Raw genomic sequence first — 13,395 nt, forward strand, 5'->3', positions numbered from 1 at the left:
AGCACATATGTATGAATGCTCAGACATCATTAACAACTGCCGAGGGGACCACGCACTTGAATGTGCTGATCGTCGAGAGCCGATCTGAGCTTGGCGCGTTGTGGAAGCGGCATCTTGAGCGTCATCATATGAAAGTGAGCTGCGTCAGCACACAGGAAGCCGCAACCAGCTTTCTGGCAGAAAACCCTGTAGAGATTATTATCCTTGATCTTGTGCTGGATGAGGGCGCCGCCCTCGCGGTGTCGGACTATGCCAATTACCGCCAACCCGATGCGCGCGTGATCTTTGTGACCAACACAACCTTCTTCTCGGATGGGTCTATCTTTGCCCATTCCGCGAATGCACGCGCGTTTCTACCTCCAAGCACGCCGCCCGAAGATCTTGCCGCGATGGTCGAACAGTACGGGTCTGATCTGCACTAGGCCCGCCCGTGCGGTGCGTCGTAATCCAGAACAGGGTTGATGGGAATAATCCGGTTCGGATTAATGCTGTCGTGGCTGTAGTGATAGTGGCGCACGATGTGATCCATATTTACCGTATCGGCCACACCGGGCCACTGATACAGTTCGCGCGTGTAGGACCAGAGGTTGGGGTAATCCACGATCCGCTTTCGGTTACACTTGAAATGCAGATGATATACCGGATCAAAGCGGATAAGCGTCGGGAACAAACGCCAGTCCGCGTCGGTAATCCTGTCCCCCATCAGGTAACGATTTTCTGACAAGCAATCCTCAAGCCAATCCAACGTGTCGAAAAGCGGACCGACGGCCTCATCATATGCTTCTTGTGTTGTCGCGAACCCGGCCCGGTAGACGCCATTGTTAAACGTGTCATAGATGCGCTCGTTCACCGGCTCGATCGCCTCGCGGAAGTCTTCAGGCCAAAAATCCTCGGTGTTTCCCGTCAGCCCATCGAAAGCGCTGTTCAGCATCCGGATGATTTCAGAGCTTTCGTTGGAAACGATGGTGTTCTGCGCCTTGTCCCACAGGATTGGCACTGTCACCCGGCCCGTGAAAACAGGATCTGCTTTGGTGTAGATGTCCCGCGCAAAGGGCAGGCCAAAAAGTGTGTCGCCCGTGGCCCCGTCAAAGCTGTCGTCAAAGCTCCAACCGTCGCCCAGCATGTCGGGATGGACGACGGAAAAGGTGATGTGATCAGCCAGTCCCTTGATCTGGCGAAAGATCAGCGTGCGGTGGGCCCAAGGGCAGGCATAGCTGACATAGAGGTGATAGCGCCCGCTCTCTGCCTTGAAACCACCCTTGCCTGATGGCCCGGCTGATCCGTCTGCGGTGACCCAGTTGCGGAACTTCGCGGCCGAGCGATCAAACTTCCCGCCTGTCGATTTGGTATCGTACCATTTGTCTTGCCATTCACCGTCTACCAAAAGGCCCATGCCATCCTCCGTCGCTGTTAACGAGTTATGTAGTCTGCCTGTCATAAACTACCCATATCAGACAGGGGCGCAGCGGCCCTGCGCAGATGCACAGCCTGGGCGAAATCTGGGAATTACTTGATTTTGTCTACAGTTAATTCAAATAAGGTAAACGTGTTTGGAGATGTATATGGAAGCAGTCTTGTCAAAAGAGGTACAGGCGGGCCTTGATGCCGCCCGACTGGAGAGCCTGCGAAAAGCATCGCGGCTGCGTGTCGACGTGGATGGCCAGCTCTACCCGGTGCTGCGGTTGGAAAAGACCGGCTTCACGATAGCAGCCGAAAACGCACCACATCTGCGCGGCCTTGTCGACCTCTATGATGGGGCAAACCACCTTTTTCAGTGTCTGATTGTCGCGAGCGAAGAAGAAGCCGGCGAGATGCGTTATGAATTCAAACGTGCGACGGCAGTGGCCAGTGCAGCGGCGCTGGATTTTGAAAAGGCGACGGATGCGCCGGTTGCGTTGATCACAAAAGCGCGCTGACCCATACACAGCGGCGGATCGGTATCTTGCCTGATCATGCTGTCATGCAGGCCTGATAGCCATTCACCAGCGCCAGCTCCTCGGCGGAAGCCCTGCGCTTACTGCAAATCCTTTAACGCCTCTGACAGCCTATTGCACGCCTCCTCGACCCGTGCGCGGGGGGTGGCAATGTTAAACCGCAAGAAGCTATCGCCACCCTTGCCGAAGGTGGGCCCATAGTTCACCGCGATGCAGGCGTCTTTTTCCACGCGGCGCGTGAATTCTTCGCGGGGCATGCCTGTGCCTTCGAAATCGACCCACGCAAGGTAAGTCGCCTCAAGGTTCATCGATGCCAGGCCAAGGATGGCATTCACCGCCTCGTCAAAGAGCTGTCGATTGCCATCAAGATACTGCACCAAATCATCGACCCATGCGGCGCCCTCGGGCGAATAGGCCGCCGTGGCCATAAACAATCCGAAAGAGTTTGGCGACAGCCCCAGCGCCAGCATCCGCGCACCAAATTTGGCACGCAAATCCGGGTCCGGAATGATCACATTGCCTGAATGGCTGCCCGCGATGTTGAAGGTTTTGGTGGTGGCGGTCATCATCACCAGCCGGTCCTCTATGCCTTCGATCTTGGCCATCGGAATATGCGTATGACCGGGCATGACCAGATCGTGGTGAATTTCGTCCGAGACCAAGATCAGATCATGTCGTCGCGCGAAATCGGCAACACCCTGCAGTTCTTCGCGGGTCCAGACACGCCCACCGGGGTTATGCGGGGAACACAGGATGACCATCTTTTCAGCGCCGGTCATCTGCGCATCCCAGGCGTCAATGTCCATTTCGTAACGCCCGTTCACATTGGGCATCTCGCACTCCACCACCTTGCGGCCCGCGGCGTTAATGACCTTGGCAAATGCATGATATACGGGCGTGAACAGAACGATACCATCGCCCGGATTGGTGTACGCGTCGACGCACATCGCCGTGCCGTTCACCAAACCATGTGTGGTAAAAATCCAGTCCGGCTCGACCTTCCAGCCATGACGGTTTTCCATCCACCACTGGATCGCCGCCAGATAGGCGCTGTCATCGCCGAAATAGCCATAAACTCCGTGATCCAGCATCTTTTGAAGCGCATCCTGCACCACCTGCGGCGGACGGAAATCCATATCGGCCACCCACATCGCGATGCCGCTGTCCCGGGGCACCCCATAAAGCGCCTCCATCTTGTCCCACTTTGCGCAATGGGTGCCGCGGCGGTCGATGATCTCGTCAAAACTCATGGTGGTTGCTCCTTTGATCTTGTGCGCCAAGCTAACGGGATCAGCTTCAGCCGCAAGCCCCAGCTTGCAGACGCCCATTCCATCGCCTACATCGAGCGCATGAAACGCAACATCCTTTTGCACCCCGACCCGCGGCTCAAGAAAGTCGCAAAGCCCGTCGATGATTTGACGGACGAATTGCGCACGCTTGCCGATGACATGCTGCAAACCATGTACGAGGCACCCGGCATCGGGCTGGCCGCACCGCAGGTCGGCAATCTGAACCGTCTGATCGTGCTTGATTGCGTCAAGGAAGAAGGCGAAAAGCCACGTCCTCTGATCATGTTCAATCCTCAGATCAAGGCGTCTTCGGACGAACAGAATAGCTACGAGGAAGGGTGCCTGTCTCTGCCTGATCTTTATGCGGACGTAACCCGCCCCAAGGTGGTGGATGTCGAATGGATCGACCGCGACGGCAAGCTGCAGACCGAAACTTTCGATGGGCTTTGGGCGACCTGTGTGCAGCACGAGATCGACCATCTGGATGGAAAGCTGTTCATCGATTACCTGAAGCCCCTCAAGCGGCAGATGATGACCCGCAAGATGGTCAAGCTCAAGCGGGAGCTGGCGCGCGGATGAGCGTCCTGCCGATCCTGAAATGGCCAGACCCGCGTTTGGCCGAAATCTGTGCGCCCATTCAAGAGATCACCCCAGAGATCAAGACACTGGCCAGTGACATGCTTGAAACGATGTACGATGCACCCGGTCGCGGGCTTGCCGGGCCACAGGTGGGCGTCTTGCAGCGCATCTTTGTGATGGATGCCGGTTGGAAAGAAGGCAGGCCCGATCCCATCGTCTGCATCAACCCGATGCTGCAAGAGGTCAGCGAAGAGCGTGCCACGAATTCCGAAGGCTGCCTGAGTATCCCCGGCGTTTCCGCCCAGATCAGCCGCCCGGCGCTGGTCCAGATGGTCTGGACCGGCCTGAACGGGGGCCGCTACGTGCAGAGTTTCGATGGGTTTGCCGCTGCCTGTGTGCAGCACGAACTGGACCATCTGGACGGGGTTGTGACCTTTGATCATCTCAAGGAATCAGACCGGCTTGCCCTGATCGCGGAGTTCGAGGCGCAATGACCGTCCGCAAGATCCTCAGATGGCCCGACAAGAGGCTTCGCACGCAAGCAGAACCCGTCAGTGAGATCACTGACGAGGTGCGCGCAATTTGGGAAGACATGATCGAGACCATGGATGCGATGCCCGGTGTCGGACTGGCCGCGCCACAGATTGGCGTGACGCTGCAACTGGCCGTGGTTGATGCTTCTTCTGATCGAAACAAGCGCATTCGCATGGCAAACCCTGAAATCCTGGAAAGCTCTGCAAAGCCCAACGTCCACGAAGAGGCCAGCCCTTGCCTGCCGGGTGTATCGGCCAAAATCACCCGCCCGCGCGCCGTTTCGGTCCGGTACCTGAACGAGGATGGCGTCATCGTCCGGGGAGAATTCGTGGGGCTTGAGGCAACGAGTGTCCAGCACCAGATCGACCATCTGGCGGGGCGGATGTATTTCGACAACCTCAGCAAGATGAAGCGCGATATGCTGTTGCGCCGGGCGAAGAAACTGAACGGTTAGGGTACTGGGTACCCCCGGCGCAAGGAAAGAGACCAAGAATGCGCATCGTATTTATGGGAACACCTGTTTTTTCGGTTCCTGTCCTCGACGCTTTGGTTGCGGCGGGACATGAAATTGCGGCTGTCTACACCCAACCGCCACGCCCCGCCGGTCGTGGCAAAAAAGACCGCCCCAGCCCGGTGCATGCCCGTGCAGACGCGCTCGGTCTGGAGGTGCGACATCCCACTTCACTGAAATCATCGGAGGCGCAGACAGAATTCGCAGCACTAAACGCTGATGTCGCGGTCGTGGTCGCTTATGGATTAATCCTGCCTCAGGCTATTCTTGATGCCCCGGCACAGGGCTGTTTGAACATACATGCGAGCCTGTTGCCGCGCTGGCGGGGGGCGGCACCGATACATCGTGCGATCATGGCCGGAGATCAGAAAACCGGCGTCTGCATCATGCAGATGGAGACGGGACTGGACACAGGTCCGACGCTGCTGTGCAGGGAAACCAGCATCGGCGCGACTGAGACCACGGCGCAGTTGCACGACCGGCTGAGCCACATGGGTGCCGAGGCGATCGTGCAGGCGCTGTCGCGGCTTTCAACGCTCGATCCCAAGCCGCAGCCAGAGACCGGCGTCACCTACGCCGAGAAGATCGACAAATCCGAAGCGCGCATTGACTGGTCCCTGCCCGCCGCCGAAGTCGACCGGCGGATACGCGGTCTTTCCCCTTTCCCCGGCGCATGGTTCGAGCTTGAGGGGGTGCGGATCAAGGTGTTGGGCTCATCACTGAGCGATGGACATGGCACCCCCGGCGAGGTGTTGGATACTGGCCTTCGCGTGGCCTGCGGCAACGGTGCCGTGCAGCTTACCCGCTTGCAACGCGCGGGCAAGGCAGCGCAGGATGTCGATGTGTTCCAAAGCGGGGCACAGATTGCACCCGGCACCAAGCTGAACGGAGGCTGAGCGATGTTTCTGACCCTTTTCGGTACGGTCGTGATTGCGGGCATCGTTGGCTATGTCTCAGAAAAGACCGGCTGGACCCACAATGGTTATCTACAATCGATCATCATCTGCATCGGCGGTGCGTTTCTGTTTTACTTCATCCGCATCATGTTCGGCATAGGATTTGCCTCACCGGGTATGAACGCTGTCGCCTCCTCGATCGGGGCCTTGATCATCGTGCCATTTCACTGGCGTCGCTGACGCGGCAGGCGCAAATCAATCCCCGTTGCGGCATTTCCTGTTTGGTCATATGACTTAACCAATTCAGGAGAACGCATGCCCTTTCGCCCCGTGACCCCCGAGAAGTTGTCCGCCGCTGTGATCCGTCAGATCGAACAGCTTATCCTGCGTGGCGTCTTGCGACCGGGCGAGCGCCTGCCGCCTGAACGCGAGCTGGCGGAACGGCTCGAAGTATCGCGCCCGTCCCTGCGTGAGGCGATCTCTGAGTTGCAGGAGGCCGGATTGCTGACGGCGCGCCCCGGCGCTGGCGTCTACGTAGCGGACGTGCTGGGCAGTGCCTTTGCACCTGCGCTGGTCCAGCTTTTTGCTCGCCACGACGAGGCTGTGTTTGATTACCTGTCTTTTCGGCGCGACATGGAAGCGCTGGCAGCCGAGCGGGCCGCGAAATCAGCTTCGGACACAGATCTGGCTGTCGTTCAGACTGTCTTCAACAAGATGGAGGCCGCCCATTCAAAGCGCAATGCCGATGAGGAAGCACAGCTCGACGCGCAGTTTCACATGGCTATCGTCGAAGCCAGTCATAACGTCGTCATGCTTCATATGATGCGCTCCATGTACGAGCTGCTGCGCGAGGGTGTCTTTTACAATCGCCAGGTGATGTTCAAGCAGCGCACCAGCCGCGCGGCGCTGCTGGACCAGCATCGCGCCATCAATGAGGCCTTGCAGGCGCGCGACCCGGCGGGTGCGCGCGCAGCGATTGAGGCACACCTGGACTTCGTGGAGGCTTCGCTGGCCGACCACCAAAAGGCAGAACGAAACGAGGTGATTGCACAGCAACGTCTTCAACACGAAACGAGTGGTTGATCGCTCCAGTTCTTACTTAGCACGGTTGCTTGCTGAAAGGTCCGCGACACATGAAAAAAGGCCCCGAACATTCCGGGGCCTTTCATCTATTCAGTAGAAGGTGTCGCTTAGTGCAGCTTGGTATCGACCTGCGTAATCGCATCGTCGATCAACTTGTTCCCGTCAGCGGCAGACATCTGCTTGGCAATCACGTCACGCGCGGCAGCAACTGCAATGGTTGCGGCCTGATCAAGGACTTCCTTGATCGCTGCAGCTTCGGCCGATCCGATCTGGTCTTCGGCTGCGGCCAGACGACGTGCAACTGATTTCTCCAGATCGATCTTGGCCTGCGCGGCCGCAATGCTTGCATCTTCCTTGGCCGCGGCGACGATCCGATCGGCTTGCTCCTGCACTTCTTTCTGCTTGCGCTCATAGCTTGCAAGCAGCGTCTGCGCCTCTTCACGAAGCTTGCGCGCCTCGTCCAGCTCGGACTTGATATCGTTCGCACGCTTGTCCAGCATCCCACCGATCAGGCTGGGTACTTTGAAGTAGAACAAAACTGCGATGAACAGAATGAAGGCCAGCAGCACGACGAAGTCTGTGTTGCCCAGCGAAAAGAAGGGGCCTTTCGCGGCGAAAGCAGGTGTTGCGAACAGGGCGGTAAGCGCGGCTGTCAGGGTATAACGCATGGTCTTAACCTTTCATCCGGGCTGTAACGGCCGCTGTGATTGTCTTGGCATCTGCCTTGCCACCAAAGGCGGCGACAATCTCTTTTGCGGTGTCTTTGGCGACGACCTTCACGTTCTCCAGAGCGGAGGCACGAATTTCGGAAATCGCTTTTTCTGATTCTGCTGCTTTCGCGGCAATCTCAGCGTCAGCCTTGGCAATTGCCACGTCCAATTCGCCTTTGATCTCAGCCTTGGCTTCGTCGACGATCCGCTGCGCTTCAGCGCGCGCATCTGCAAGCGCCTTGTTGTAAGCCTCTTCGGCCTCAACCGCTTTAGCTTTGAGGTCTTCGGCTGCTGCCAGATCATTGGTGATCGTGCCAGCACGTTCTGCCAGAACCGCACCAATGCGGGGCAGCGCGACCCGTGACAGGATCAGGTAAATCGCGATGAGCGCAAGGATCAGCCAGAAAATCTGGTTTCCCCAAGTGGAGAAATCCAGCTGTGGCATGCCGGGGGCGGAGGCCGCCTCTGCGCTATTTGTTTCAGTTGCCATATCGGCTTCTCCTTGGAAACGGTGTCTTGTCAGCGGACAGGGGGGTACCCCTGCCCGCACGCAAGGAAGTCGTTACCGAGAGCTTATACAGCGAACATCAGCAGCAGCGCGACGAGGAAGGCGAAGATGCCCAGAGCCTCGGCAAACGCGATGCCGATGAAGAGTGTTGCTGTCTGAGAAGCAGCAGCGGATGGGTTGCGCAGAGCGCCTGCAAGGTAGTTGCCTGCAACGTTACCAACCCCGATTGCGGCTGCGCCGGAACCGATTGCTGCCAGACCTGCGCCGATGTGTGCGAGTTCGCCTTCCATGATAATTCTCCTATGCGTTGGAAGTTGAGTATTTGGACGGGTTTATGTCGCCCGAATTAGTGATGCGGATGCAGCGCGTCCTTGAGGTACACGCATGTCAGAATGGTAAAGACGTATGCCTGAATGAAGGACACGAGGACCTCCAGACCGTACATTGCCGTGATGCCCACAATCGCGATCGGGGACACGGCAGTAAGTGCGGCAAAGCCTGCGAAGACCTTGATCACTGCGTGTCCCGCCATGACGTTGCCAGCCAGACGAATGGAGTGGCTGACGGGGCGAACGAAGTACGAGATCAGTTCGATAATCGCGAGGATAGGGCGCAGCGCCAGTGGGGCCGAAGCCACCCAGAAAAGGCTGAGGAAGGATGCGCCGTTCTTGACAAAACCGAGGATAGTCACGGTCAGGAACACGGCGAGGGCCAGCACAACTGTCACGGCAAAGTGTGATGTCGGCGTAAAGGATGTCGGGATCAAACCAAGGAAGTTGGCGCAGACGATGAACATGAACAACGTCATGATGTAGGGGAAATACTTAACCCCGTCCTTGCCGCAGATGTCCTCGACCATCTTGTAGACAAAACCATAGGCCAGTTCAGCGACAGACTGCATCCGGGACGGAATGACTGACCGCTTGGAGCTGCCCAATACCAACAGCAGGAAGGTCGCGATCACGGCAAGGAACATCCAGACCGTTGCGTTTGTCACAGTGTACCATGCCACTTCGGATCCATCGCCGAAAAACGGCTTGATGATGAACTGATCCATCGGGTGGAAGACCAGACCGCTTTCTTCTTTTGCTGCTTCTGTCGCCATCTCAGGCTCCTTCGTCTTTTGCCGCATCGGCGGCTAACTTCTTGTCCTGGATTTCCTGTGCGGAGCGGAGCATCGTCTTTATCCCCGCCGCAAGGCCCAGCATCGTAAACAGCACCATGAATATCGGAAGCGTGCCAAACAGCACATCAAGCCCGTATCCGATGCCAAAGCCGATCCCCAGACCGGCCACAAGTTCAATCACCATACGCCAGGCAAGCTGCGCCTGAGAGTAGTGCTCTTTCTGATGAGGTTTCGCTGGTGCCCCGCGTTCTTTCGCAGCTTTGATCCGGGCATCCAGCTCTTCAAGCTTATGACCATCCGGTTCGGACACGTTGCAATTCCCCTTCGGAATTTTCACGCTGTAGCTACTTGGCGGGGCCCAGAGAGTCAACAACGGTGAGTTAGGCAATAAGCATCTGTTAAAAAATGATTTTTATGAGTGTCGCCATAATTTTGAAGTATGGAAATCCCGCAGTCTCAGCGGCAAGCATATTATTCCGATATTCAACTCTTTGGTTGATTATCCATCCACTCTGCTGCGCCAGACTGCGCTTTCAGCTATCAGCCAATCGCGAAAGACCCGCACCGCCTTGCGCCTGAAAGCGCCTTCGCTGCGCACCAGATAATAACCCCCTTCCCGGAATCCGATGTCCGAGACGCGCAACAATCGGCCCGCCGCGACCTCACCCGCAACGACCTCGTCCGAGACAAGCAAGATACCCTGCCCGGCTACTGCCGCCTCAACCGCCAGAACGGAACTCATGCGCCAGGTGAACTCGGGCACGTCCGCAAGATCGACGCCTCCAGCCTGTGCGAACCACGTGTTCCAACTGTCGCTGGTACGGTCCCGCAGCAACGGATAGCGCAACATCTCTCTTGCAGAGAGAGCCTTGGAGATCAGAACAGGAGCGGCATAAGGATGCAACTTGGCATCGCTGATCAACTCTGAGTCCGGGTATTGACCGCCGGGCGGGACAAATCGGATCGCCAGATCAGCCTCATACCGGGCGACGTCTGCCAGATGGCGCGATGCCTCAAGCCGGATATCGATTTCGGGATGGTCAGCACCGAATGACCCCAAGCGCGGGACCAACCATTTGGTGGCGAAAAGCGGCTCTGCGTTGACAGTCACCGTGCCCTGCGGCGTCTCAGCAAGGCCTTCTGTGGCAATTGCGATAGCATCCAGCGCCGGCGACACCTGCGCAAGATAGGCCGCACCGTCCTGAGACAACGCAATCCCGCGCGGCAGATCGCGAAACAATTGCACATTAAGTCTATCTTCAAGGCCGCGCACATGCCGACTGATCGAAGAATGGCTGACACCAAGTTCTTCGGCGGCCTTCGAAAAGCTTTGATGACGGCCTGCAGCTTCAAAAGCGCGTATGGCGTTCAAAGGAGGTAACTTTCGGAACATCTTCTACATGTGCATTTTTTGCACATAATGCGTCAAGGATTTGTCTTTGTAACTCATGCTTTGATCTGCGATTTTCAGGAATATACAGATCAGGAGAGATGCAATGGCTTGTATCGAGCTGAACACGCAGGAGCGTGATCAAGAAAAGTTTGCGAAAAAGTCACAGATATGGACACTGATCAGCCTATTCAGGAGGGTCCTGCATGTAGATCGCAGCCGCCATGCGAGTAAACTGAGCCACCATTTGGCAAAGGACATAGGACTATCGAGTGCCGAATTTGCGCGATTACAGCACAAATGGCCATCTGAGCACACTCATCATCCGCGAGGTTGAATAGCTTCCACTCTCGTTGTGCACACGGTAGACGGTGTAAATGACGCGAAACATCGATCAGGTCTTTGCAGCACTGGCCGACCCGACCCGGCGGGCAATACTCGCTATGTTGCTCGAGGATGATATGGCCGTGACGGATGTGGCCGACCCGTTCGAGATGTCGCTTGCGGCGATTTCAAAGCATCTCAATGTTTTGACCAATGCCGGCCTGATTTCACAGGAAAAAAGAGGGCGGGTCAAATGGTGCAAACTGGAACCTGACGCGATGCGCGATGCGTCCATCTGGATGCAGGGGTTCGGTCAGTTTGAACCGGTCAATCTTGACGCGTTCGAACGCTTCTTGGCAGCGGAGTTGCCGCATGAAAGCGAAGATGGCGCCTGAGCCTTTGCCCGCGCCACCTTTTGCTTAGATCAAAGTACGAATTGTACGATAGCCAGAACGATTACGACCAGTCCGACAAGATAAATAATACCACGCATGTGCGCCTCCCGAGTTAAGTAGTGTTGCAAAAGGATATTCAGCGGGCCGGGCGACTTACCCGACCGCAATCATCAAAACGACGAAACCGACGATTTGGATGGCTGTCCGAACGACGTTACCTTTCAGCTACTAAGACCCTAACGTCAGAAACGGGTATTCGGTTCCCGGTGGTTCTAAGTCTTTCTTGCTTCGTCATCGCGCAGCAGCAGCAATAATGCCAAAATGGTAAGGGCCACGCCGCCCAGAACCAGTGTCGGCGGCACCCCATTGCCCAGCACGGTTTCCCAGACAATGACCCATGAGGGCGTAAGATAAGTATAGGCCATCACCTTGGCCGAAGGCAGGCGCAGGGTGGCAAACTGCAACAGCACAACCGTGCAGGCCGTTGCAAAAAACGCGGTGTAGAACAATGCTACCCAAACGCGGATGGGCAGGCTGAACCAGTCAATAGCCACCAAATCGCCCCAGGCATAGACAAGCAAGAGCGCGCCACCTGCAACAACGGTGCCGAACGTAAAAGTCACCGCCGTCTCGCCCCGGTTCAGGCGCCGCACCATTGGCGTATAGATCGCGTGGCTGACACATCCGATGAAATAAATCGCTTCTCCCCGCCCCACGTCAAACGCCAGCAAGGCAGAAAGATCCGCCCGGAAGATAACCCAAAGCGCGCCCACTGCGCCGATTGAGAGAGCGGCTGCCATGCGCGACGTCAAAATTTGCCGTAACAGCACGTAGGCAAATCCAGCGGCCATCAGGGGTACAAGGGTAAAGACCGCCGCTGCGCTGACCGGCGGTGCAGTCTTGAGCCCTTCGAACATCAGCACGAAATATATACCAAAGAGCCCACCCAGCACCGCATAGCGCCAAGGCGCTTTGAAACTGCCCGCGCCAAACCCGCCCCGCATTTGCGCCAGTGCCCCCACAAAAACTGCCGCAAGCCAAAAACGCACTGCTGTAAATGCCGCCGGATCAATGTCGTTCGCCATCAGCCCGCCAAGCGAGAATGACCCCGCCACCAAAGCCGAGAACGCCAGCATTGACAGATGGCCCAGCGCACCGGGGCTCAACTCAGGTCTTCCTTTGCTCTATCCTTGAGGAATTTCAAAAGCGTCTGAACCTTGGTCGTGCGGTGCAGATCGACATGCGTGACGAGCCAAAGCTGTGTCATCCACTCCGACCGCGGCGGATACACCTCAATCAGGTCAGGTTGTTTTTCACCTTCCCTTTGGCTGAAGAAACCGATGCCCGCGCCAGCCATAACCGCGGCCTCTGCTGCGGGCTGGTCGGAACAGCGAAAAGTCACCGAAGCTGCCGGAACATTCTCGCGCAACCAAACATAGAACGGCGCCCGGCTGTCTTCGCGGTCTGGCCCGACAAAGCGATGGTTGGCAAAATCATCCGGCCCTTTGGGCATCCCGTAAGCGTCGATATAGTCCCGGCTGGCATATGCGGCCATAGGGTTCAGTATAAACGGCTGGACCACGTTGTCCGGCTGATCTGGTGGCGCACCTGCGCGGATCGCCACATGTGCCTCCGCGTATTCAAGCCGGAACAGTCTGTCGCCGGTCAGGAAACGCACCATGACGTCCTTGTGCAGCTTCTGAAAATCAGCCAGCAACGGCGCAATCAGCGGCGACAGGGACGCAAGCGAGGTGACGACAAGGTCACCAGATACCTCAGACCCACGCCCCTTGATCCGGCCCGCAAGCTGACTGAACTGGTCATCCGTTGCCTGCGCGACCCGCAACAGGTCCTCTCCGGCTTCCGTGGCCGTGTATCCCCGCGCATGCCGCTGGAAAAGTTTGACGCCAAGCCGTCCTTCCAACGCATCTATATGGCGGATCACCGTCGCATGGTGCACACCAAGCACGTCCGCCGCTCCGCTCACCGTGCCCATCCGGGCAACCTGATAGGCGGTCCTGATTTCATCCCAGTTTTCGATCTCACCTCTCCTGTGCACAGGCGAACAGTCTGTGCACAATTTTCGACGTTGCGTTCGGAAATGCAATAGCCAACT

General features: G+C 57.1%; 19 protein-coding genes. 9 read left to right on the plus strand and 10 right to left on the minus strand.

Annotated elements, in window-relative coordinates:
- Window positions 1-56: 56 nt before the first annotated feature.
- Window positions 57-422 (plus strand): response regulator, encoded by a 366-nt coding sequence (locus GV827_RS11680; protein WP_164353982.1) that lies wholly within the window; start codon window positions 57-59, stop codon window positions 420-422.
- Here the strand turns inward: GV827_RS11680 and GV827_RS11685 are convergent.
- Window positions 419-1,393 carry a glutathione S-transferase family protein gene (locus tag GV827_RS11685; protein ID WP_164353983.1) on the minus strand — a complete coding sequence of 325 codons (975 nt, stop codon included), beginning with the start codon at window positions 1,391-1,393 and terminating at the stop codon, window positions 419-421. The genes GV827_RS11680 and GV827_RS11685 overlap by 4 nt on opposite strands.
- Before the next feature lie 169 nt (window positions 1,394-1,562).
- Here GV827_RS11685 and GV827_RS11690 point away from each other — a divergent pair, with 169 nt between their 5' ends.
- A complete protein-coding gene (locus GV827_RS11690) occupies window positions 1,563-1,916 on the plus strand; it encodes a hypothetical protein (protein ID WP_164353984.1) in 354 nt (117 codons plus the stop codon).
- A gap of 98 nt (window positions 1,917-2,014) precedes the next feature.
- Here the strand turns inward: GV827_RS11690 and GV827_RS11695 are convergent, their stop codons facing one another.
- Window positions 2,015-3,184: a MalY/PatB family protein gene (locus GV827_RS11695; RefSeq protein WP_164353985.1), complete on the minus strand. Its 1,170-nt coding sequence runs from the start codon at window positions 3,182-3,184 to the stop codon at window positions 2,015-2,017.
- A gap of 99 nt (window positions 3,185-3,283) precedes the next feature.
- Between GV827_RS11695 and def (GV827_RS11700) the strand changes: the two genes are divergently transcribed.
- The 6 genes from def (GV827_RS11700) to GV827_RS11725 all read left to right on the plus strand — a co-directional run bounded on the left by def (GV827_RS11700) (window position 3,284) and on the right by GV827_RS11725 (window position 6,826).
- The gene (gene def, locus GV827_RS11700) at window positions 3,284-3,802 is read left to right on the plus strand and encodes a peptide deformylase (RefSeq protein ID WP_164353986.1); all 519 of its coding nucleotides are present in this window, start codon (window positions 3,284-3,286) and stop codon (window positions 3,800-3,802) included.
- Window positions 3,799-4,296, plus strand: coding sequence for a peptide deformylase (gene def / locus GV827_RS11705; protein WP_164353987.1), 498 nt, complete (start codon window positions 3,799-3,801; stop codon window positions 4,294-4,296). The genes def (GV827_RS11700) and def (GV827_RS11705) overlap by 4 nt, the downstream gene beginning before the upstream one ends.
- Window positions 4,293-4,790, plus strand: coding sequence for a peptide deformylase (gene def / locus GV827_RS11710; protein WP_164353988.1), 498 nt, complete (start codon window positions 4,293-4,295; stop codon window positions 4,788-4,790). Before def (GV827_RS11705) ends, def (GV827_RS11710) begins: the two co-directional genes overlap by 4 nt.
- 38 nt (window positions 4,791-4,828) lie before the next feature.
- Window positions 4,829-5,743, plus strand: coding sequence for a methionyl-tRNA formyltransferase (fmt, locus tag GV827_RS11715; RefSeq protein ID WP_164353989.1), 915 nt, complete (start codon window positions 4,829-4,831; stop codon window positions 5,741-5,743).
- Between the two features lie 3 nt (window positions 5,744-5,746).
- Window positions 5,747-5,983, plus strand: coding sequence for a hypothetical protein (locus GV827_RS11720; RefSeq protein WP_164353990.1), 237 nt, complete (start codon window positions 5,747-5,749; stop codon window positions 5,981-5,983).
- Between the two features lie 75 nt (window positions 5,984-6,058).
- Window positions 6,059-6,826, plus strand: coding sequence for a FadR/GntR family transcriptional regulator (locus GV827_RS11725; protein ID WP_164353991.1), 768 nt, complete (start codon window positions 6,059-6,061; stop codon window positions 6,824-6,826).
- Between the two features lie 107 nt (window positions 6,827-6,933).
- Here the strand turns inward: GV827_RS11725 and GV827_RS11730 are convergent, their stop codons facing one another.
- The 6 genes from GV827_RS11730 to GV827_RS11755 form a co-directional block, all read right to left on the minus strand.
- A complete protein-coding gene (locus GV827_RS11730; RefSeq protein ID WP_164353992.1) occupies window positions 6,934-7,494 on the minus strand; it encodes a F0F1 ATP synthase subunit B in 561 nt (186 codons plus the stop codon).
- A 4-nt stretch (window positions 7,495-7,498) separates the two neighbouring features.
- Window positions 7,499-8,026: a F0F1 ATP synthase subunit B' gene (locus tag GV827_RS11735; protein ID WP_164353993.1), complete on the minus strand. Its 528-nt coding sequence runs from the start codon at window positions 8,024-8,026 to the stop codon at window positions 7,499-7,501.
- An 83-nt stretch (window positions 8,027-8,109) separates the two neighbouring features.
- The gene (locus tag GV827_RS11740) at window positions 8,110-8,334 is read right to left on the minus strand and encodes a F0F1 ATP synthase subunit C (protein ID WP_011567586.1); all 225 of its coding nucleotides are present in this window, start codon (window positions 8,332-8,334) and stop codon (window positions 8,110-8,112) included.
- Between the two features lie 56 nt (window positions 8,335-8,390).
- Window positions 8,391-9,149, minus strand: a complete 759-nt coding sequence (locus GV827_RS11745; protein WP_164353994.1) for a F0F1 ATP synthase subunit A — start codon at window positions 9,147-9,149, stop codon at window positions 8,391-8,393.
- A gap of 1 nt (window position 9,150) precedes the next feature.
- Window positions 9,151-9,480, minus strand: a complete 330-nt coding sequence (locus GV827_RS11750; RefSeq protein WP_164353995.1) for an AtpZ/AtpI family protein — start codon at window positions 9,478-9,480, stop codon at window positions 9,151-9,153.
- Window positions 9,481-9,669: 189 nt separating this feature from the next.
- The gene (locus GV827_RS11755) at window positions 9,670-10,542 is read right to left on the minus strand and encodes a LysR substrate-binding domain-containing protein (protein WP_204325849.1); all 873 of its coding nucleotides are present in this window, start codon (window positions 10,540-10,542) and stop codon (window positions 9,670-9,672) included.
- Window positions 10,543-10,937: 395 nt separating this feature from the next.
- Between GV827_RS11755 and GV827_RS11760 the strand changes: the two genes are divergently transcribed.
- Window positions 10,938-11,279: an ArsR/SmtB family transcription factor gene (locus GV827_RS11760; RefSeq protein WP_164353997.1), complete on the plus strand. Its 342-nt coding sequence runs from the start codon at window positions 10,938-10,940 to the stop codon at window positions 11,277-11,279.
- 272 nt (window positions 11,280-11,551) lie between these two features.
- Here the strand turns inward: GV827_RS11760 and GV827_RS11765 are convergent, their stop codons facing one another.
- Together GV827_RS11765 and GV827_RS11770 are read right to left on the minus strand one after the other, a co-directional pair.
- Window positions 11,552-12,445: a DMT family transporter gene (locus tag GV827_RS11765; RefSeq protein WP_268895738.1), complete on the minus strand. Its 894-nt coding sequence runs from the start codon at window positions 12,443-12,445 to the stop codon at window positions 11,552-11,554.
- Complete coding sequence (locus GV827_RS11770; protein ID WP_164354117.1) at window positions 12,442-13,320, minus strand: LysR family transcriptional regulator; 879 nt, start codon at window positions 13,318-13,320, stop codon at window positions 12,442-12,444. The genes GV827_RS11765 and GV827_RS11770 overlap by 4 nt, the downstream gene beginning before the upstream one ends.
- Window positions 13,321-13,395: the final 75 nt, after the last annotated feature.

Origin of the sequence: Sulfitobacter sediminilitoris (assembly GCF_010667575.1) — a bacterium.
GTDB lineage: Bacteria > Pseudomonadota > Alphaproteobacteria > Rhodobacterales > Rhodobacteraceae > Sulfitobacter > Sulfitobacter sediminilitoris.